Below are 20,911 nucleotides of genomic sequence, written 5' to 3' on the forward strand. Positions count from 1 at the left end.
ATGATATTTAAAAACCTTATCGAAGAAAAGAAATAGCGCGCTTGAGCAACACTCAATCCGACATGACGATGAGAGAGGGCGCCAAAGGGGGATCCACGATGCGAATACTGGTTTACGGCGCAGGAGTGCTGGGCAGTTATTTAGCCCACGAGCTGGAGCGCGGAGGACACAGGGTCACGATGCTGGCCAGAGGACGGCGGGCGGATGAGCTGGAGAAGAACGGCAATGTCATCCGCCACTATTTTCAATTTCGGACCACGGTACATAACGTAAGGGTCATCCGCGAACTTCAGCCGGACGATGTTTATGACCTGATTTTTGTCGTGATGAAATACCCGGATTTCGAGTCGGTATTGCCTGCACTTGCAGCAAACCGCAGCCGCCATATCGTCTTGATGGGCAACAATGCAAGTCCAGGGCAAATGGAGGAATATTTGCAAACCCATAGTCCGGTACCCAAAAAGGTTGCATTCGCTTTTCTGTCGATCGCTGGCTGGAGAGAGAATGGTCTTGTCATAAGCGTCCGCAGCCCAAGAACCAAAATCAACATCGGAGGTTTAGGCAAGGACCTGTCTTGGCGTTCGGTAATCGACCAGGCTTTGGTTAACACCAAATTTAAGTGGTCTTATCAGAAAGATATGGATGATTGGCTGAAAAGTCATTTTGTGTTCATCTTATCCCTGAATTTCATAGCTTCTTCCTATAACGGACATTTGCGGAGAGCCGCAAAAGACAAGAAGCTCCTTCAGCTCGTGATCGATGCTGTAGATGAGGGACATCATGTGTTGGAGAAGAACGGTTATACGGTTACTCCCGCCGCTCAGAAACAATTCGCCCGCAAACAAAGAAAGCTGTTCTACTTCCTGTTAAAGATATTGCTGTCAACCCCGATTAGCGGAATCCTGTTAAGCGATAAGGCCGTATCGGCAAACGAGACGACCGCTTTACAGCACGCCTTCAATCAATTGAAGAAGCGGGCGAACATGGCCACGCCCGCTTGGGACGAGCTTCAACATTATTCCCCGCGCAGGTAGCTTAAGGAGTCCGCCATATATCCGATTTCCCCGTTCACAACCGTCATCCGAACCTTGATCTTGAGCAGATCATCCGGATCCATACCGTCATGTACCGAGCGATCGACGACTGTAAAATCGGCATACTTCCCGACCTCGATGCTCCCTCTTTCCCCCGCTTCACCCGCCGCTGCTGCACTGCCCATGGTGAACAGCTCCACGGCCTCGGTTACGCTAAGCTTTTCTTCCGGGATGTAGCCCTCATGCCGTTCACCCGGCTTTCTCCTTGTAACGGCGGCATGAATGCCAAGAAACGGATCCAACGGTTCAATCGGCGCATCGCTCCCGCCCGAGCAAGGGAGCCCGCTTTGGAGCCATTTCTTCCATGCATACAAATAGTTTGTCCGATTGGAGCCGACCCGTTCAAGCACCCATGGAAAGTCGCTGGCAACGAACCTTGGCTGAAGATCGACGGCCAGACGGAGCTTCATCATCCGCTCAACTGTAGGCGGCTGAACAATCTGGGCATGTATGAAACGGTCTGGAAGCTTAGCATTCATCGGAAGCGGGTTGGCTTCCAGCACTTCCGCCATGCGTTCGGCAGCAGCGTCACCGATCGCATGGAAGGCCACCGGATAACCCAGCCTGCGCGCGCTTCGAACAATATGTGCAAGCTCTTCCGGCGAATGCATTGCGAGCCCGCGGGTATGCGGAGCATCGTCATAGGGATCCATTAACAATGCCGTTCTTCCGCCGACGGCTCCATCGACGAACAGCTTGATTGCACCGATACGATTCCATTCGTCTCCGCTGCCAGCCTTCAATTGAAGATCCTCTATTTCTGCCAGAAACGCATGATACATGAGCTGGTGGGTGCGGAAATGCAATCCCTGCTCTCTCAGCTCCCGATGGATGCGAAGCATGTCGTCCGCACTGCCGAGAAGCCGCAGGTCTTCCGTGTGCGCAGCCGTCAGGCCAAGACGGAGCGCATCCCGGCAAGCCTCATGCAGTGCGTGCTTCAAGGCAGCAGGCTCAGGCTGCGGCTGAACGTCAAAGAAAGGAATGGATGCATTCTCATAGATCCAGCCATTCAGCTGTCCGCTCGGATCCCTCCCGAAAGCCCCGGATTCCGGGTCCGGAGCCCCTTCGGGAATGCCTGCTTTGCGAAATGCTGCCGAATTGCCCAAATAAGCATGAAAACAGGTCCTTGTTAAAAATATCGGATGATCCGTCGAAATTTCATCAAGCTCCAGCCTATGGAGGACCGTGCCTCCCGGGAAGCTGTTCTCGTTCCAATTCAGCCCCAGAATCCAATCTCCCGGCGGCGTAGCCGCAGCACGTTTCCTCAGCATATCCAGCATTTCTTCTTTGCTAGTCACTTCCGTAAAGTCGAGCATGCCAAGCTTCAATCCATGCATGCCCAAATGCATATGGGCATCGACAAGGCCCGGAAGCACCCAGGCACCTTCCCAATCCACCATGCGATAGTCTTTGCCTGCCAGCTGAAGCCGCAGGTCGGCCGCGCTGCCAATGGCGCGAATGACGCCATCCTCCACAAATACTGCATCCGCAGCTGTGGGTGACTGCGGCATCCATAATTTTCCGTTCATAAACAGGACTGGTTTCATGGTTATGTCCTCCGATGTTTTTTCTCATTATATCAAAATCAAAACCATAGGCTTGCCGAAGACGCAAAAAAAAGGCCCAGGAATCAACCCGAAGCCTTTGCTTCCAACACCTGCATTACTGCATCGTTAAAATAAGCGGTCCGTCCTTCGTAATGGCAATGGTATGCTCGTATTGCGCAGACAGCTTGCCATCCGCCGTCCTGGCGGTCCAGCCGTTTGCGTCCATCTTGCTTTCCCATACCCCGACATTAATCATCGGCTCGATAGTAATCACCATGCCTTCCTTCAAACGCAGCCCTTTCCCTGGCGATCCGAAATGGGGGATCTGAGGTTCTTCATGAATTCGTGGGCCGATGCCATGACCGGTGAACTCCCGGACAACCCCGTATCCCCGAGCTTCGGCATACGTCTGAACCGCATGGCCGATATCACCGATCCGGTTTCCGATCTGTGCTTGCTCAATTCCTTTATACAGGCATTCAAGGGTTACGTCCATCAGTCCTTTCGCTTCATCGGATATGTCACCGACTGCGTAAGTCCATGCCGAATCCGCCAAGCTGCCGTTCAAATTAACGACGAAATCGATCGTAACGATGTCCCCGTTCGCAAGCGGCTCCTTCCGGGGATATCCATGGCAGATTTCATCGTTCACAGACGCGCATGTTGCATACTGGTAACCGTTATATCCGATCTGCTCCGGAATAGCCCCATGCTTCTTTAAATAGGTTTCAACAAAACGGTCGATGGCCGAAGTCGAAATGCCGGGCTTGATTAACTTCGCGACCTCGCGATGACATGCGGCGAGCAGCTTGCCTGCCTCGTGCATGGATTGGATTTCTCTATTCGATTTTAATGTGATCATGATCGATTTCCTCCTATACCAGCCTTCGGTTGCCCATTTTGGTGCGTTCGTAGACAGACATCCGAAACGTTCTAACTCGAAGGTTTAACCTGTACGACGACAGCAATAGTCGAACAGACCGTTCGAGACTACATTACTTACTATAACTCAATTCGCATTTAAGCAAAACTAAACAACCAGTCGCCGGTTCGTTTCCGGCAACTGGTTGTTAAACTCGCAAGGTGTTGTGATCCCAGTCTCACAAATGGGGGTCAGTTCCCAAGCCATCAACGGGGTGCTTTTGTTTGATCTATATGAAAAGTAGCTTGCTCAAGACTTCACTGGGCTCTGCTCGTACTTTATAGTCAGGATTCACATCGGCAAACCGGATGATTCCCTGCTGATCGACGATGAAAGTTGCAGGCACGGGGAGCTGCCATGAATCATCCCCGTTGAATTGATCCAAGGCGAAGCCAAGCGTCCGGTAGACGCTTTGCAGCTCCTCCGGAAGCTTGAATTGAAGCCTGTATTTCTCCGCTACCTGGTTATTCAAATCGCTAAGGACGTGAAAATCCAGCCCATTTTTCTCCTGAATAGTTAGGGAATGATCCGGAGTCATCGGGCTGATGGCGAGCAGATCGGACCCGGCTTCGTGAATGTCGTCCATGATTCGCTGGTATGCCCGGAGCTCCAGGTTGCAGAATGGGCACCATTCCCCCCGGTAAAAGGTAATAATTACAGGACCTTTCAAAAGTTTTTCAGATAACGTAATGCTTTCGCCAGCATGATTAACTAAAGTGAAATCCGGAGCAACGGCACCCACACTCAAGCCTTTCGCAGCTCCCGAGTCCCGGAGATCTTGAATAGATTGCTCGAATGCCTCTATGACATCCTGGGGAAGCACCTCCATACCATGCTTTTTCAGGGTTTCCAATTCGTCATGCAGTTTTAATTTCCGGAAATTTGTCACGGTTCATCTCTCCTCTTCTTGTACTGCAATCATCGTAGCATGCGTATACGGACTGCTCTACCAGTAAACGGAGCAACATGCTGGTTAGCGGGATGTTGCTCAATCATCAAGGAGTAGGGAGGGAGTTACAGCCTCCGAAGAATTTCCCCGGGGTTCGAGCCATATTTCCCGCGAAAAGCTTCCGAAAAATAGCTGGGATTCGTATAACCGACCGCATAAGACACGTCAATCACGCTGGAGCTGCCTTCTTGCAGCAGTCGGTAAGCCAATTCCAGGCGGCGATCCCTGAGGTAGCCAAACACGGTCGTACCGTACATTCTTTTAAAACAGATTTTCAGTTTATAATCGCTCATGCCAATGATTCGGGACAGCTCCATAAGCGATGGAGGATCCGCCATCCGAGCTACAATAATATCCCGCGCCTGTTCGATCTTGTCCATATCCGTCCTTGAGAGCTTGGTGGATGCCTGCTTACCGTCCAATAAGAAGGATCGAAAAGCATAGGACACCAGCTCGAGTATCCTGTACTCCATCTCCACATTTCGCACGCGTTGTTCCATGCTGGATTTCAGCATTTGCTGAAGGAGAATAGAGGTTGCAGGGTCCATTTTTTCCTGGAACAGCCTGTATGGCATATTTCCGATAATATGGTAAAAATCGACCGAGCGCGTTCCGGTTCCTTCTTCCATAAAGTGATGAAAGGTCGAAACGGGGATACCGATGCTCAGCATTTGAAAAGATTGATCTTTGGAAAAATGCATGCTTGCTTCCGTCGGGTTAACGAATTGAAGACAATAGCTTTCCGGCGCAACTTCGTACCGCTTGCCTGAGACCAGAATATCCCTGCTGCCCTGTAAGCAGTAACTAAGTTCCACCATGGCAGCTTCTGTATGGAGATCAATTTTTCTGTCTTGACGAAGTTTGAAGTCGGCAATGGCCATCCCCAGATCGGCACGGGGAACCCAGCGGTGCACGGACCCTTCTCCCAATCGGTGGTGAAGTCTCATCTGTTCCGTCCGGTTATCCGTTTGCCTGCGCATCTCCAGACCGTCAAAGAAAAAATTAAAGTTCTGATGAACATCTGCTTTTCCCATATCTCGCACCCACTTTTGTGGTAAATGAATGTACACATTATAAACGTTTTTCCCTTTCATATCCACGTAAAATGGTCGCAATTCAACAATTCTAAAATTTTAAAAAACAGACAAAAGGCACGGCTTTATAAGCCGCACCCCGTATATTACACGTTATGTGTTTGTTCAAGCACTACACGACGACTATCCTGCTCTTACGCTTGTCAGATCACTTCCAGATGATCTTTATCCGGCAGAGCACGGAAGGTCGCATGCGGCTCAGCCTGGTACCAATACGCAACGGACGCGATATCGTCCTGCAGCGGCAAATACCTTCCACCCGAGCGCCATCCGAGGGCCTGAACCGTTACCCGCAAATCCTCCTCAAACCGGATCGGATCCATGATGTGCCAGCGGTACATGCCGAAGCGCTGCTGACTGCGGTACAAGCCATCCGGTTTAATGATCTGCGGCAGTCCCAAGAACGGCGTGGAGAACGTGCCGTACTCGCCGGTCGGATGCTCGAAATTCCAAGCTCCGCCGAAATAATCCTCCGTCCCCGTCCCACAGATGGTCGGAAACTCGCCATCGCCGTCCATGTAAAACTTGACTTCCCCTTCGCCCCACCAGCCGGTATTGTTCACCTGCCATGCCAAATAAGTGCCGACATAATGTCCTCTTCCTTGAATTCCATCGATAATCGTATGGACATCCTTATATTTCACGGGATTGCTTCGGTTCCATGCAGCATGGAAATAGGCGGTATCCTCCGGCACCTCGGTCAACGTGTAATTAATCTGATAGTACAGGATGACATCCTCTGTCGCTCGATTCTCCACGGTCAATCGCGCCTTCCCGCGGAACGGCATCAGCCAGTAGCTGTTCATTCCTCCAGCCGGATTTACGGAGATCGGCATGGAATTTACATTGCTGCGCTCGCACCAGCCATTGCAGAAGAAATCGCCAATAGGCACCTCAACGGACGGCGTCTCTTCGTGATCCCAGTAGAAACGCAAAATTAAATTCCGCCAATGGCCTGGAAACGTGGTCATCCACATATGCTGGATCGCTCCCGGACCGGTGATGTCGGCCAATACAAAGGTGGTTCCTGCCGGTATGGATACGGATGGCGATACCTTCCAGCCTTGGCCCAGATCGCGGGCACATGCCGCCCCGGTTCCTTCCGTCGCCATCGCTCCTTTCCCTTTTTCTCCGGTGAAGTTTTCCGGGCTGATCGAACGTGTGACCGCTTTCGATAAGCGCGGCAAGTTTCCGAGCCCCATATCGAGGCCATTGAATGCTGACATGCTTGTTCACCCTCCAATTGTAAGCGTTCTATTGCTATTGACTACGACAATGCAATTTTGTGATATATTTGACTTTGTATTGAGTTTAAAATATTTAACAATGGCCGGACATATCCGATCAAGTCATTCTTTTAACCGAAATTGCTCATTATATCGACCGCCCGTTTGTGATCCTATGCATATTGGCCACAGGAGGTTTCATTATGGATATGAACATGCTTTCACCCTATATACGCGTAGCTTGGGATAGTATCGTGGAACCGCCTTTCATCATCTCGGAGCGGGTTCTCTATGACTACGAGCTGATGTACGTCAAGGAAGGCGAGGTCGAGGTTAAAATAGAGGACCAAACATTCCGCGGCGTGCCCGGAGACCTGTTCCTGTTCAAGCCAAGACAGCCGCATTCCATTCGGCTTCTTAACGGCAAACGCCTTCGCCAGCCCCATATTCACTTCGACTTGTTCTATCGAACCGACAGTCCTGAAGTCAAAGTATCCTTCAAGCCTCTGAAAGCGATGACCCAGGAAGAGCGGAGGAGCTTTCGCGAGGATGTAACCCCGCTGCTTGATCTGCCGCTGCCCAACCACATCCGGCTTCATCAGCCGATCATCATCGAGAAGCTCCTGTTTGACATTATTCACGAGCAGGAACGAAAATTTCCGTACCACGACATTGCCGCCAAAGGTTTATTCATTCAGCTGTGGATTCAGCTGCTGCGCGAGGTTCATTGGCTCCGAAACCCGCACCTGCAATCGAAGCAAGAGCTGCTTGACCGCGTTAAGCAATATCTAAGCCATCATACTGACCATGAGATAACGCTGGATGAGCTCGCCAGACTCGCCAACCTGAGCAAGTTTTATCTATGCCGCCTGTTCAAACAGGCCTATGGCATGACCCCGATTCAATACCATGTGACCGTCCGACTGGAGAAAGCCAAGCAGATGATTCAATTTACCGACCTGCCGCTCTCCCGCATTGCCGAGATGCTCGGTTTCCAAAGCATTTACGCCTTCAGCCGGGCATTCCGCAAGCTTGAAGACGTTCCCCCGTCCTACTACAGGAAGAAGAACTGATCTTGTCTTGGCATTGACAATCTATAACGAACATGAAAAAAAACCATCATCCTGATCGCAGGATGATGGTCTAAAGCTTTTAATGCATTGTTATTAGAGCAGATTTGCGTTTTTCAGCAGCTATCCATCTGCTTTTGCGGCTGATTATTTTACATTGTCGTTTCGCAACCCAATTCCGGCGATGAGCGCCGCGATCAGCGCTGCCGTCGTCACTAGGAACGCATCGGAATATGGGATGGCGTCCAGCATGTAAAAGGGATTAAGCGGGGCGGCAGCAGTTCGGCGCGACGAGAGCACCGCCCCGATAACGCCGGCACCCGATCCGGCACCAAGATAAAGCGCACCTTGGTATATGCCGATTCCAACGCCCACCTCCTCTTTAGACAACGAACTGACCGCAGCGCTGTTAGCCGGAGAATTGGTCAGCGCGAATGCGATCCCTGCTCCGAGTACACCCACGGATACGATCGCTGGAGGAGATCCTGCCGCATGCGTTGACAAGAATAATGTGGAGACGCCCATCAAGCTGACACCGGCAAGGATCAGTCGTTTCGTCCCCACCCGATCCGATATCCGACCGATCCAAGGAGACAGGAGCGCAACCGCTGCCCCTCCCGGCAGCAGGACCAGCCCAGCCTCCCCCGGCGTAAGCCCGTTCGATTCTGCGACCAGGAGCGGAACGAACACGAGCACGGCAAAATAAGCGAACATTGAAAAGACAGAAACCAGGATGGAACAGACGTAATACCGGTTTGCAAACAATGCCGGAGGAACGAACGGATTGTCTACGATGGTAATTCTCCGGATAAAACCGGCCAAGGCTAACAGCGAGCAGGCAAACGTGCTTAATGACGCTAAGGAACCGAACCCGGAGCTCTCTCCAAGTGTGACGCCTAGCAGAAGCATACCTGCAGAAAGCCCCAGCAGCACGCCGCCGAGCAGGTCAAACCTTCGGCCACCTGCTCCTTCCGGCGATGGTTCCAGCTTCGGCAGCGCAAACATCGAACCGACCATGATGAGCAGGGACAGACCAAGCGTAATCCAAAACAGGGATTGCCAGCCCAATGTTTGCCCGATCATGCCGCCGAAGATCGGGCCGCCGGCAGTTCCCACGCCGATGCATCCTGCCATGATGCCTAGAACCCCGCCGCGTTTGCCCGGCGGGAACACCTTCGAAACGGCGACAATGGACAAGACGGGAATGGCCGACATCCCCGCTCCCTGGACCATCCTTCCCGCAACCAGTACGATAAGATCCCTTGCGAGGGCACAAATCAAGCTTCCAAAGGCTAAAATAGTTACCGCAATCAGAAACAGCTTTCTCAGCTCCACAACATCGGACATCCGTCCGTATAAGGGGACGCCGAAAGCCAGCATAAGCGCAACGCCGCTGACCACCCAGCTGACCTCGGCTTTGGAAGCACCGAATTGATCGATTAAGAGCGGCAGCACCGGATTCACCATGTCGACTGTAATGGCAGCCACGAGCACAGATATCGCGACTGTTGCGATAAAGAGACTTGCCCCGCCCTGTCTTGGTGTTGAAGCCAAAGCTTTTGTATTCGTATCATGAGTCATTCTATACGCCTCCTAAAAAATAAAATTCTTTTTTAGGAGGCTGCATCCACTGCCTTCTTCACCGGTTCCTCACTCCATTTCATGATGAGATGCATCGATGGTCTCTCTTGGCAAACGTCAGCCAACGATAAAAAAAGAGGCACCGACTCATCGGTACCCCTTCCTGAAGCGTTTGATTCGCTGAAAATCACGCGTGATCAGCGAGATTTGTCCGTCACGAAGGCAACAAGCTTCCGGGCACCGTATTCTTCAAAACCATAAACCACGCGGCAAAATGGGCAGACGTATCCCGTTAACGTCAAATCGCCGGATTTTTTTACGGATTGGTCCAGGTAAGCGGATGCGAATACGGATCTCATGTTTGCTGCCTCCTCTCGTCAATGGATACGGACATTATATCTGATCCGCTCATGAAATACAATTCGGTCATAGTCAGGAAAAGGACGCCTCTAGGATGCGTGATTGTGTGGTCAACAGACGCCAAAGCACCCGGCAGTGACAAGGAATGTGTCTGGCTTCGACTAAACAAAAAAAGTCGATGAGCATGCCGCTCATCGACTTCAACCATTCAGGTGGCATACGCCTCATAAATTCTGTCGATTTGTGTCCTTAAGGAATCAAACTGCACGAATCGGCCTTCCCTGATCAGCTCCTTGCCATTTACAAACAAGAGCAGTGCAGGCACAGAGAATATCAGAAATTCGGAGGCAATGTCTCGGGCGGCTTCCGCATCGACCAAACCTAACCGGATTTGCGGATAATCCTCCAACAGCGATCTCAGCTTCGGCAGAACGGCATGGCACACGCTGCAATCCTGCCGGGAAATATACACAAAGCTTAACGGATGATCATGGATAAACGCATCAATGGCTCTGACCGAGTTCAGCTCTTGCAGCTCTTTCATTGCAGTTCCATCGGCTTTCGGTTCCTTAATCCAGGACCGCTTTGATATGCTCGGTCGTCACGGCCCAATGAGAGGCGGTCCAGTATTTCGCCTTGTCTTTAATGTAGATAATTTGCGGGGATTCATGCTTTTCATTCAGATCCTCGGCAATCTGATTCGATACCGGCCGGGATTCGATCACCTTAACGAGCGTATAATCCACGTCGGCGTTCGGGGTATCTTTCAAGTACTGCTCATATTCTCTCAAAGCGTTCGCGCTCACGGGACATGTTGTGCTGTGTTTAAGGATAACTTGTCCGCGTTCCGCCGACTTCTCCAATATGTTCTTCCATTCGTCCTGGGTCGTGATTTCTTTCCAATTCATATAGGTTCTTCTCCTTCTGCTATAAAAATAAACTCATGCCGCTCTCTTCGCAGCACGATGCGATCTGACATTACGAGTAATGATAGCGGAAAATGCCCCATACATCAAGTTGCAAAACGCTTCGCTCCCGAAGCTGCTCTTCGCATCCTTACCTAGCGTGCGTACCTATTCTCTCTTTTCGAAGCCAAATATATCCATAAGGAATCGGATCGAGAGCACAAAGAACCAGGGCATACTTGCGCCGCCTGGTTCTCTGGGATCCGCCGTTATTATTTAGCTTGAATATAGCCTTCTGCCTTCAGCAGCTCCGCGATCAGAACCGCACCGCCGGCTGCGCCGCGCAGCGTGTTATGAGACAGCCCTACGAATTTATAATCGTAGATGGTATCCTCACGCAGTCTTCCGACCGAAACGCCCATGCCGCGCTCGATATCGCGATCCAGGTTCGTCTGCGGTCTGTTCTCCTCTTCAAAATAGGTGATGAACTGCTCCGGGGCGCTTGGCAGGCGGAGCTCCTGTGGTCTGCCCTTATATTGCCGCCAGCGGCCGATGATTTCATCCTTCGACGGCTTATTCTCGAACGAAGCAAAGACGGTAGCCAAATGTCCGTCCGTAACGGGTACGCGGATACACTGGGTTGTAATGATTGGGGAAGCGGCTTTCACGATCTCCCCATTGTCAACGCGTCCCCAAATCCGCAGCGGCTCCTGCTCGCTCTTCTCTTCCTCGCCGCCGATGTACGGGATGACGTTATCGAGCATTTCCGGCCAATCGGTAAAGTTCTTGCCTGCACCGGAAATGGCCTGGTACGTCGATGCCACCACTTGCGTCGGCTTGTAATCAAGCAGGGCATGGAGCGCCGGCACATAGCTCTGAATCGAGCAGTTCGGCTTCACGGCGATGAAGCCGGTCGAGGTTCCAAGGCGTTTGCGCTGCGCCGCAATCACTTCGATATGCTCCGGGTTAATTTCCGGAATCACCATAGGCACGTCCGGCGTCCAGCGGTGAGCCGAATTGTTGGAGATGACTGGCGTGCCCGTTTTGGCGTATGCTTCTTCGAGCGCTTGGATTTCATTTTTCTTCATATCTACGGCACAGAAGACAAAGTCCACCTGATCGGCAACCTGCTCCACCTGCGAAGCATCCTGGACGACGATCGGCTTCACATCCTCCGGAATCGGAGTGGCCAGCTTCCATCTTCCCTGCACGGATTCCTCATACGTTTTCCCTGCCGAGTTGCTGCTTGCTGCAATGACCGTTACTTGAAACCAAGGGTGACCATCCAGCAGCTGGATGAAGCGCTGACCGACCATTCCTGTTCCGCCAACAATACCAACTTTAAGTTTTTGTGACATGTGTACTTCAAATCCTTTCGTAATGGCATCTTTGATTCGCGTGCACGGACCAGCTTCCGGTAGCGAAGGAGGTCATGCAGTAAGCTTTTCTCTAGATTACTATTCAAACCGTCTGAAATGGTGCACGTTTCTTACAGGTATTCCATCCATCCTGCCGGCACAAATAAAAAAATCCCACCCCCAAGACCGAAGTCTAAAGGGACAAGATTGAGTTCTCGTGGTACCACCCCAGATTTGCCGGCATGTCGCCATACCAGCCTCATCGAGTACGGCATGCTTCCTGCATGCATATACTCTAGCTCTGTAACAGGAGCGCCTGTCACACCATCCCCTTTAAGAGGTTGTTCAAAAAGTCGTCGAACCGACTTTTTCAACTCGCACTTTAACCTTAGTTCCGATGTGCTGCTCAGAGGCTTTATTCAATAAGGAATTCTTTACTCCTTCCCAGCTGCCGGAGCTCTCTGCACAAAGAATTCAATATTTACTCATCTCTTCATCGCATTTAATAAGATTATAATACATAAATCGGGATCTGGGGAATCCAATTTTTAAAAATTTTTATCAAGCTGATGTTCAAGCCCTTTACACCGTTAGCGTATACTTTCCGCGTGCGATCCGGGTGGCCTCCACCATGTTGCGCAATGACTCGACCGTTTCCTCGATTCCTCTCGTTTTCAGGCCGCAATCCGGATTAATCCAGAACAGCTTCGGATCCAACACGCGCAGGGCACGCTCAATCATATTTGTCATTTCCTCTACCTTCGGAACCCGCGGACTATGGATATCGTATACCCCCAGGCCGATGCCGAGCTTGTAAGTGTTCTCCTCGAAGCTGTGGATTAATTCCCCATGGCTGCGCGACGTTTCAATCGAGATGACGTCCGCGTCCATCGCTTCAATCGAATCGATCATGTCATGGAACTCGCAATAACACATATGGGTGTGGATTTGCGTGGTCTCCTGGACCGTGCATGTCGTCATGCGGAATGCTGCTACCGCCCAGGACAAGTATTCAGCCTGCTCCTCCACCTTGAGCGGAAGTCCTTCGCGAACCGCCGGCTCATCCACCTGGATCATCCCGATGCCGGCTCGTTCGAGCGACTCTACCTCTTGACGGAGAGCATAAGCCAGCTGATACGCGATATGCTCGCGCGGGATGTCCTCCCGGACAAACGACCAATTCATAATCGTAATCGGTCCGGTCAGCATGCCCTTCACCGGCCGTATCGTCTGCGACTGAGCATATATCGTCTCTTTGACCGTCATCGGCTGCTCAAAGGCAACATCTCCGAAAATGATCGGCGGCTTCACGCAGCGGGATCCATACGACTGTACCCATCCAAATTGGGTAAAGGCGAATCCGGCAAGCTTCTCCCCGAAAAATTCGACCATATCCGTACGCTCGAATTCACCGTGCACAAGAACATCCAGTCCGATCTCCTCCTGCAGCTTGATCCAAATGTCGATCTGCTCCCGGATGAAGGCCTCGTATCGCTCCTCGGACCATTCGCCTTTGCGCCACTGCTGCCTTGCTTTACGCACCTCCGCTGACTGCGGGAAGCTGCCGATCGTCGTCGTCGGCAGAATCGGCAGCCGCCATTTCTTCTGCTGCGCGATGTGTCTCTGCTCAAACGGATGCTTTCGCTGCGGCTCCTTCGAGCGAAGCTCGGTGACGGCCTGCTGCACGTCCTGCCGATTGCGGGCATCGGACATCTTCAAGGCTTCAAGATCATGATCACATTGGGCCAGTTCATCTCGAATGGACTCGGTGCCAGAAGACAGCGCTCTGGACAGAAGCTTGAGCTCGTCCAGCTTCTCGTCCGCGAAGGCAAGGGCATGCTGCAGTTCCGGCGGGAGCTTGGTCTCGCGCTTTGCGGTCACCGGCACATGAAGCAGGCTGCATGAGGTCTGCACGATAAGCCTTTCGGGCGCCACAGCATACGTAAGCTCCTGCAGCAGGCCGAGCTTGTCACGAAGCGGCGCTTTCCAGATACCGCGGCCGTCAATGATCCCGGCACCGAGTATTTTATTCTTCGGGAAACCGAAGGCTCGAATGGAAGCGATATTTCCTTTCAAGCCATGCACAAAATCAAGACCGATGCCTTGAACCGGCAAGCTCACGATATCCTGGTAATTCTCCACCGACTCAAAATAGGTCTGCAGCATAATATTCAGTCCGGGTACGGATGCCGCAATCGTCTCATAAACGGTCTTCAACCGCTTGTTATCCGCAGCATCCAATTTTGTAACCAGTACCGGCTCATCCAGCTGTACCCATTTCACTCCTTCTTGTTCGAGCTCCCGAAGAATATGTACATATAATGGCAGCAAGCGTCCGAGCCATGCGTCCGTCTCGCTCTCGGCGTAGCCCTTTGACAGCTTCAGGAAGGTCAGCGGCCCGACGATCACCGGCTTTCCTTCAATCCCGAGCTTCTCCTTTGCTTCGCGATAAGCGGCCAGCGGCTTATTTTCGGTGATGACAGGAACCGCTCCTTCGAGCTCCGGCACAATATAATGATAGTTCGTATTGAACCACTTGGTCATTTCACTGGCCGCGGCATCCTTGGTTCCCCGGGCAACCCCATAATATACGGAGAGTGGTACGGTGCCTCCTTCATATCGGAAACGCTTGGGAATGATGCCGAACATGGCGGCCGTATCCAGCATGTGATCATAATAACTGAAATCATTCACGGGAATGAGATCGATCCCCTTCTCCCGCTGCTTGAGCAAGTGCCCCAGCCGGATTTCCTCTAATCTGCTCTGGAATGACGGCTCATCCAGCTTGCCCGACCAGAAAGCCTCGAGCGCTTTTTTCCATTCCCGGTCCGCACCAATTCGCGGGTATCCCAAACTACTGCTAATTGTCATTCTCGTAACACCCCTTACACACATATTTGGATTACATGTAAGATATCACGGATCCCTTTGCGAGCAGTAACCGTTTTAAACTATATCTAGTTATAGCCAAAAGCTATAACAGACACCTTGATCTTTTGCCGCACAATAAAAAAACCTCCTGACTACTTCTGATGCAGTCAGGAGGTTTTAGAAATTCGGGAAGGACCGAAAGCGGTGATCAGGATCCTTGTCCGCAGGAACGCTGCGATGCCAATGCCGCTTGATCAGCCCGAATCGGCTTCTTCCGGTTCACGAGCGCGATGCTGATACATATCATCAGCAGCCCGAAGAGCAGGGTCAGCGTTACCGATTCATCCAGCATGAAGATGCTAAAGACGCTGGCGATAACCGGAATCGCAAACGTATAAGACCCGACCGTGCTTGCTTCCCCGCTGTCCAGCAATTTAAAGTACACCCACCAGCCGGCGGCTATGACGAACACGGAGATAAACATCAGGGTACCGACAAATGCCGGCGTCCAGTGGATATCCCCCCAGCTTTCGGCTGCCGATCCGGTCACCATCAGAAACACGCCGCCGATGAGCATTTGCATCGTTACGGCCCATAGAGAATCCAGCTGCGCGCTTTTTTTCTTCATGTAGATGCTGCCGATCGCCCAGCAGAGAGCCGACAGAATGGCGAGCAGAATGCCGATCGGGGAGATATGTCCCTGCAATCCGCCAATGCTGATCTCGGCGACGCCTCCGAAGCCAAGGATGAGCCCGAGGACCTTGAGCCAGGTCATGCTTTCACCCAGCCACATCCACGAGAACAATCCAAGCAGCACCGGCTGCAAAAAAACAATCGTCGAAAACAGGCCGGCGGGCAGATAGCCGATGCCCACGGTCTGCAGTCCGTAATATCCAATAATGTTGAATAGGGCCAGCACGAGGTACGCTCCCTTGTTCTGCTTCCAGTTCAGTCTGGACGCGTTCCGCAGCGAAATCAAGAGCAGCAGCAGCCCCCCGATCAACGTCCGCAGCCCTGAAAACAACAGGGGCGGGACATCGGTGAGCGCCAGCTTGGTGAGCGGCCAATTGATTCCCCACACCGCGACCAGAAAAAGGACAAGCCCCAGCGTAGCTTTCGGTGATAATCGTTGGTGCAATGGGTTCCCCTCCAATCCTGATGCCGTTTGGATGGCATCTTTGTTTCTTGAAGCCTGTTGATCATCAACGTCCCAGGACTTCGTCATTACCGCCTTCTTAGGGTATACTGTAATAGGTTATAAATAAAATGAATCTTTTTAATAGAGGAGATAACTATAAAGTTATGACAATCACACAAATCATGATATATGTCCGGGTGGCCGAAACCTTGAGCTTTACGCAGACTGCGCAGGATTTGCACATGACGCAGCCGGCAGTCAGCCATGCCATCGCCAGCATCGAGGGGGAGCTGGACGTCAAGCTCCTTCTCCGCGATCGCAAGCGCGGCGTCATGCTCACGGAGATCGGCCAGAAGGTGCTTGTCCATTTTCGCGGCATCCTGCAGCATATGGAACGGGCACAGCAGCATATCGCCGCCGAGAAAGGGCTGGAGGTCGGGACGCTGACCATCGGTGCGTTCCCTTCCGCATCGGCCTACTTTCTTCCGCCAATCATTCGGCATATCCGTCAGCATTATCCGAACCTCGTATTTGATCTTCATGAAGGCTCTACCAATGAGGTGAAGGAATGGGTTCATACGAAAAAAATCGAAGCCGGCATCATTCTTCTCCCGGATGATGAGGTGGACCTCATCCCGCTATACCGCGACCATATGATCGTCCTCCTCCCGGACGGCCATCCTCTAGGAGAAGGGGACAGCATTGATATCCACCAGCTGCACAATCAGGATATGGTGCTGTGCAAAGGGGGACATGAGGTTGCGATTATGGATGCCTTCGAGCGCGAGAACTGCCAGCTTCATATCAAGTTTACGACGCATAATGTAGGCACGCTCGTGAGCATGGTCCGGGAAGGGCTTGGGATTGGGATCGTGTCCTCCCTGGCCATGTCCATGTATCCGCATCATATGACCGTAAAACCGATAACGCCCCGCATTACCCGGGAGATCGGCATCGCGGTACCGTCCCTTCATAACGCTTCCCGGGCAGTGCGGCTATTTCTTCGGACTGCTGAAGAACTCTTCGGGCAGAAGCATTAAGATCATCCGTGCCGAGCATCAAACGATCAATATTGGGCTTGAACAGCACGCATTCACTTGATCCTGATGTGCCTGTTATAATGATACGGTAACCGATCATATTATCATCGATCGCCTCATGTCATGGTACCAAGGGAGATAAGAACTGGAATGCGTCTTTTTTCATATGCAGCTTCCTTCATTGCCGCATGGCGGGATTACCCGGCAGAAGCGGATTCCGTGCTTGGAGACCGATATACCGTCAAGCGCATGCTTGGTGAAGGAAGCTACGGAATGATCTACTTATGCGAAGACCGGGACAGCAAGGAAATCGTAGCCGTGAAGCAGGCGAGGCCGAGCAAGGGCCATTTGGCCAAAACCCTGCTTCACCGGGAGGCAGCCGTTCTGAAATCATTAGAACATCCTCATATTCCAGAGTACAAGGATTTCTTCACGGACAAGAATAAGGACTTTCTGGTGATGTCCTTTATCGAAGGGGATACGCTGGAGGATTTAATCTTCGACCAAGGCCGAAGGTACACGGAACAGGAATGCCTGAACATTACGCTGCAGCTTTTGGAGATTGTGACCTGCATTCATCAGCAAGGGGTGATCCACCTTGATCTTCGGATCCCGAACGTGCTGTTTATGAACGGAGAGCTGCGATTAATCGACTTCGGCCTTGCTCGCAGAGTTGGAGAGCCCCCGCCGCTGCAAAAACCTAAGCGAATATGGACACGAACATCCCGCTTGGATTCCTCAATACCGGCCAAACGGGCCGAAGAAAACTCGGATTTGGCGGATATCGGTCATTTTATGCTGTTCATGCTGTACTCGGCCTATGAGGTGGAAAACAGTCCGGATCAGACTGAGCGAAGCTGGCAGGAAGAATTGAATCTCTCAGCTGAGTTAAAGCTCATGCTTGAACGCTTGCTTGGGATCCGGGAACCTTACCAGGGATCCTCGCATTTCATGAATGAGCTGCGCGAGCTCTATTCGTCATACGGCCCGGCAATGAGCGACATGCCCGTTTAAATGGTCGCTTCTTCTTTAAATCTCTACAGCGGCGGGTAAAGTTGAATACGGGGTTTATTCTATGATAATATCCGATTAGCACGATGAAATGACCTCGAACAAGACAGGAGGCCACAACAAAATGTTTAAAAAGATCGTGAATAAGCTTCTTCACTCCGCATCCAGCACACATGGACGGAAGCGCTACGACAGCTCAAGACAGCACTATGGCAAGCGTTACAGCAGTTCAGGAAAACAATATGGTAAGCGATACAGCAGCTCAGGAAAGCATTACGGCAAACGTTACAGCAGCAGCCACGGATTTTCACGCCGCAAAGCCTCTTCCTCAGACTTCAAGCATCAGCATGGTCACCGTGGGCACGGCTACTATAAAGGCAGAAAATACAGCTCAAGCTAACCTGTAAGAAGCACTCCTTACCCTCTTTATTGAGGGTTTTTTCATGCTCATAGCCGCCATGCCCCAATTCCACGCCTTGTATCCTTCGCTTTATTCATCCCCCCCGCCCAGGTCAGCATTTTCAGTTTGCATTTCTTCAACCGCTTTACATTCGCTCCGACTGCCGCTCTTGACCGGCTTTCCGGGCTCCCGCAAACAACCCGATCGCAAGCAGCAATGCCAGCAATACGATGAAGAATCCCGCCCAGCCTAGAACCTCTACAGATGTACGACTCATCACCGCTCCACCAATGCCCGAGCCTAATGCAAATCCAAATTGAATAAAGGACGTGTTCACGCTGAGGGCGATATCCGGGGACCGGGGCACCCGAGTGACGAGATATAGCTGCTGTGCCGGTGATGTCGCCCATGTCGCTACCATCCATAGCATGATCATCACAATGACACCAGGCAACCACCCGTTAACCATCGAGAGCATAAACAGCATGGCAGCCTGTAAAGAAAGTCCGAAATAGATGGTGAACTTCGATCCCTTGGTATCCGCCACCACGCCTCCGATTCTCGAGCCGATAAAACTGCAAATGCCTGCAGCGAACAGAATGCCCGAAAGCTCTGCTGCCGAAAGCTCGGCATTGGCCTTCAGATAAGGCGTGATATAAGTAAATAAGGTAGAGTAAGCGCCAATATACAACAGTGTAATCATGAGTGCTAGGACGATCTTGCCATCCTTCAATATCGACAGCTGCATACCGAGCGTGACGGCGCTCCGTTCCCGGATCGAGGGAACTTTACGGTAAACAGCGAGCAGCGGGATCAGAGTCAAGAGGCCGATTACAATAAACAGCGTTCGCCAGCCCAGCAATTCGCTCAAGAACGTACCGGCGGGTACGCCAAGAACCAGCGAACCGCTCAATCCCATCAATATGATGCCGATGGCCCTTCCACGATGCTGCACTCCGGCAATCCTGGTGGCTACCGCCATCGCAACGACGGTGGCGACCCCTCCGCTAAGCCCTTGGAACATGCGGGTAACCAGGATCATCTTAAATGAATGACTTACATAGATCATAAGGCTGCTTAGAATGAAAATGCCGAGCGCGATAAGCAGCACGCTTTTACGGTCTGCATTGATCGTAATCGCAATGATGACAGGTGCGCCAATGGCAGCCGCAAGGGCGAACACAGTGACAAGCAATCCGGCGGCAGAGGTCGTTACGCTCAGTTCGGCAGCCACCATTTGTATAATTCCGCTGATAATATACTCGACTGTCCCAATCAGAAATACCGCCAAGGCAAGCAAATACACGACCCATTTATTGTTCATTCAGCTGCCCCCGCATCCATGATCGGAATTTGGATCTCGATCAGGCACAAGCCCGGTTCATCCGATAATGGCACATAGATTTCCCTTCCAGGCTGATCCTCCCGGATGCGATAGCCGTTACGTTCGATCCAGGCGGCCAGGTCCGCGCAAGCCGTTTCCGAGAACGAAGAATCGGAGCGGAACAGGAGTGTAGCCATCGTTTCAGGGGGCATGCAGCGTTGCTCAAGACCCTCAGGAAGCTTGTAGGATCCCGGTTTGGCGGCAAAGCCGACCTCCAGCTCGAATGCATGATCCCGGAGGCTGCTTTCCTTCCAAAGCACCGTTTGAGGCCCTGACAGGACCGAACGTGTACTTGCACCCAGAAGGTCCTGAAAATGTTGAAATAGCTGTGGAATTTCTTCGGCATTGCCTAACGAAGCATAGGAAATATAGTGCAAGGCATCAACCTGCTTGATGACGGCCTCCTGCTCCGTCTCCATTCTTCCCTCTCGTTCCACAAGCTGCATTCGTTCTTTAATACGAGACAGCTTGGACATTTCGTTCTCCACCAGCAGCTGAATCTCACTTTCCTTTAACCTCAGCATGCCGCGAATCTGTTCAGCGGATATATCTTCTTGAAGCAGCTGAGCAATTTGCTGGAGTGTGAACCCGAGTTCCTTGAAAATGACAATGCGGTTGATCTCCAGAAGCTGCTCGGCGGCGTAATACCGATACCCGGTCGACCTATCGATCCGTGCGGGCTTTAATAACCCGATATGATCGTAATAACGCAATGTCTGCAGCGGGATGCGGCTCAGCCTGGAAAACTCGCTGATTTTAAACAATAGCTCACCTTCCTCCTTCATATTTCGAATTGAGTATATACCTTCGAGTCGACTATAAAGTCAAGGGGGAAACTCACGATGTTTGGTTTGAGACCACACATTCCCGTGAAAAAATGAAAACCGCGAAGCTCGCGGTTCCCATTGCTGCATCAGCATATATTGTTATCGCACAACTTGATCGATGCACTGAGATGAGT

General features: G+C 51.7%; 19 protein-coding genes and 1 pseudogene. 6 read left to right on the top strand and 14 right to left on the bottom strand.

Features of this window, described 5'->3' with window-relative positions; translation table 11 throughout:
• Positions 1-98: 98 nt before the first annotated feature.
• On the top strand, positions 99-1,034 hold the full coding sequence (locus BBD41_RS01990) for a ketopantoate reductase family protein (protein WP_099476535.1): 936 nt from the start codon (positions 99-101) through the stop codon (positions 1,032-1,034).
• On the opposite strand, the gene BBD41_RS01995 is transcribed toward BBD41_RS01990, so the two are convergent.
• Both BBD41_RS01995 and map read right to left on the bottom strand, forming a co-directional pair.
• Positions 1,016-2,641: an amidohydrolase gene (locus BBD41_RS01995; protein WP_099476536.1), complete on the bottom strand. Its 1,626-nt coding sequence runs from the start codon at positions 2,639-2,641 to the stop codon at positions 1,016-1,018. The two genes, BBD41_RS01990 and BBD41_RS01995, sit on opposite strands and share 19 nt — an antisense overlap.
• Before the next feature lie 115 nt (positions 2,642-2,756).
• Positions 2,757-3,503 (bottom strand): type I methionyl aminopeptidase, encoded by a 747-nt coding sequence (gene map, locus BBD41_RS02000; RefSeq protein ID WP_099476537.1) that lies wholly within the window; start codon positions 3,501-3,503, stop codon positions 2,757-2,759.
• A 93-nt stretch (positions 3,504-3,596) separates the two neighbouring features.
• Here map and BBD41_RS30170 point away from each other — a divergent pair.
• Positions 3,597-3,665, top strand: a pseudogene (locus BBD41_RS30170) (IS3 family transposase); the annotation flags it as partial.
• Positions 3,666-3,792: 127 nt separating this feature from the next.
• On the opposite strand, the gene BBD41_RS02010 reads toward BBD41_RS30170, so the two are convergent.
• The 3 genes from BBD41_RS02010 to BBD41_RS02020 form a co-directional block, all read right to left on the bottom strand.
• A complete protein-coding gene (locus BBD41_RS02010) occupies positions 3,793-4,452 on the bottom strand; it encodes a peroxiredoxin-like family protein (protein ID WP_237086997.1) in 660 nt (219 codons plus the stop codon).
• A gap of 125 nt (positions 4,453-4,577) precedes the next feature.
• A complete protein-coding gene (locus BBD41_RS02015; protein WP_077565746.1) occupies positions 4,578-5,546 on the bottom strand; it encodes a helix-turn-helix domain-containing protein in 969 nt (322 codons plus the stop codon).
• A 203-nt stretch (positions 5,547-5,749) separates the two neighbouring features.
• A complete protein-coding gene (locus tag BBD41_RS02020) occupies positions 5,750-6,832 on the bottom strand; it encodes a glycoside hydrolase family 172 protein (protein WP_099476538.1) in 1,083 nt (360 codons plus the stop codon).
• A gap of 203 nt (positions 6,833-7,035) precedes the next feature.
• On the opposite strand from BBD41_RS02020, the gene BBD41_RS02025 reads away from it, so the two are divergent.
• Positions 7,036-7,905 (top strand): AraC family transcriptional regulator, encoded by an 870-nt coding sequence (locus BBD41_RS02025; RefSeq protein ID WP_077565742.1) that lies wholly within the window; start codon positions 7,036-7,038, stop codon positions 7,903-7,905.
• A 144-nt stretch (positions 7,906-8,049) separates the two neighbouring features.
• Here the strand turns inward: BBD41_RS02025 and BBD41_RS02030 are convergent, their stop codons facing one another.
• The 7 genes from BBD41_RS02030 to BBD41_RS02055 form a co-directional block, all read right to left on the bottom strand.
• Positions 8,050-9,483, bottom strand: a complete 1,434-nt coding sequence (locus BBD41_RS02030; protein ID WP_077565741.1) for an MFS transporter — start codon at positions 9,481-9,483, stop codon at positions 8,050-8,052.
• 197 nt (positions 9,484-9,680) lie between these two features.
• A complete protein-coding gene (locus BBD41_RS29710; protein ID WP_157929259.1) occupies positions 9,681-9,842 on the bottom strand; it encodes a hypothetical protein in 162 nt (53 codons plus the stop codon).
• Between the two features lie 209 nt (positions 9,843-10,051).
• Positions 10,052-10,387, bottom strand: coding sequence for a thioredoxin family protein (locus BBD41_RS02035; protein WP_099476539.1), 336 nt, complete (start codon positions 10,385-10,387; stop codon positions 10,052-10,054).
• A gap of 25 nt (positions 10,388-10,412) precedes the next feature.
• Positions 10,413-10,751 carry a bacillithiol system redox-active protein YtxJ gene (ytxJ, locus tag BBD41_RS02040; protein ID WP_099476540.1) on the bottom strand — a complete coding sequence of 113 codons (339 nt, stop codon included), beginning with the start codon at positions 10,749-10,751 and terminating at the stop codon, positions 10,413-10,415.
• Between the two features lie 269 nt (positions 10,752-11,020).
• The gene (gene asd / locus BBD41_RS02045) at positions 11,021-12,106 is read right to left on the bottom strand and encodes an aspartate-semialdehyde dehydrogenase (protein ID WP_099476541.1); all 1,086 of its coding nucleotides are present in this window, start codon (positions 12,104-12,106) and stop codon (positions 11,021-11,023) included.
• Positions 12,107-12,688: 582 nt separating this feature from the next.
• Positions 12,689-14,977 (bottom strand): 5-methyltetrahydropteroyltriglutamate--homocysteine S-methyltransferase, encoded by a 2,289-nt coding sequence (gene metE / locus BBD41_RS02050; RefSeq protein ID WP_099476542.1) that lies wholly within the window; start codon positions 14,975-14,977, stop codon positions 12,689-12,691.
• 208 nt (positions 14,978-15,185) lie between these two features.
• Complete coding sequence (locus BBD41_RS02055; RefSeq protein ID WP_223260431.1) at positions 15,186-16,115, bottom strand: DMT family transporter; 930 nt, start codon at positions 16,113-16,115, stop codon at positions 15,186-15,188.
• 164 nt (positions 16,116-16,279) lie between these two features.
• Between BBD41_RS02055 and BBD41_RS02060 the strand changes: the two genes are divergently transcribed.
• The 3 genes from BBD41_RS02060 to BBD41_RS02070 all read left to right on the top strand — a co-directional run bounded on the left by BBD41_RS02060 (position 16,280) and on the right by BBD41_RS02070 (position 18,566).
• A complete protein-coding gene (locus BBD41_RS02060) occupies positions 16,280-17,155 on the top strand; it encodes a LysR family transcriptional regulator (RefSeq protein ID WP_099476543.1) in 876 nt (291 codons plus the stop codon).
• Positions 17,156-17,305: 150 nt separating this feature from the next.
• The gene (locus tag BBD41_RS02065) at positions 17,306-18,169 is read left to right on the top strand and encodes a serine/threonine protein kinase (protein ID WP_099476544.1); all 864 of its coding nucleotides are present in this window, start codon (positions 17,306-17,308) and stop codon (positions 18,167-18,169) included.
• A 121-nt stretch (positions 18,170-18,290) separates the two neighbouring features.
• Positions 18,291-18,566: a hypothetical protein gene (locus BBD41_RS02070; RefSeq protein WP_077565732.1), complete on the top strand. Its 276-nt coding sequence runs from the start codon at positions 18,291-18,293 to the stop codon at positions 18,564-18,566.
• 145 nt (positions 18,567-18,711) lie between these two features.
• Here BBD41_RS02070 and BBD41_RS02075 read toward each other — a convergent pair whose 3' ends face one another.
• Both BBD41_RS02075 and BBD41_RS02080 read right to left on the bottom strand, forming a co-directional pair.
• Positions 18,712-19,890 carry an MFS transporter gene (locus tag BBD41_RS02075; protein WP_099476545.1) on the bottom strand — a complete coding sequence of 393 codons (1,179 nt, stop codon included), beginning with the start codon at positions 19,888-19,890 and terminating at the stop codon, positions 18,712-18,714.
• Positions 19,887-20,714, bottom strand: coding sequence for a MerR family transcriptional regulator (locus BBD41_RS02080; RefSeq protein WP_077565730.1), 828 nt, complete (start codon positions 20,712-20,714; stop codon positions 19,887-19,889). Before BBD41_RS02080 ends, BBD41_RS02075 begins: the two co-directional genes overlap by 4 nt.
• Positions 20,715-20,911 lie beyond the last annotated feature (197 nt).

Source organism: Paenibacillus ihbetae (genome assembly GCF_002741055.1).
Lineage (GTDB): Bacteria > Bacillota > Bacilli > Paenibacillales > Paenibacillaceae > Paenibacillus_AQ > Paenibacillus_AQ ihbetae.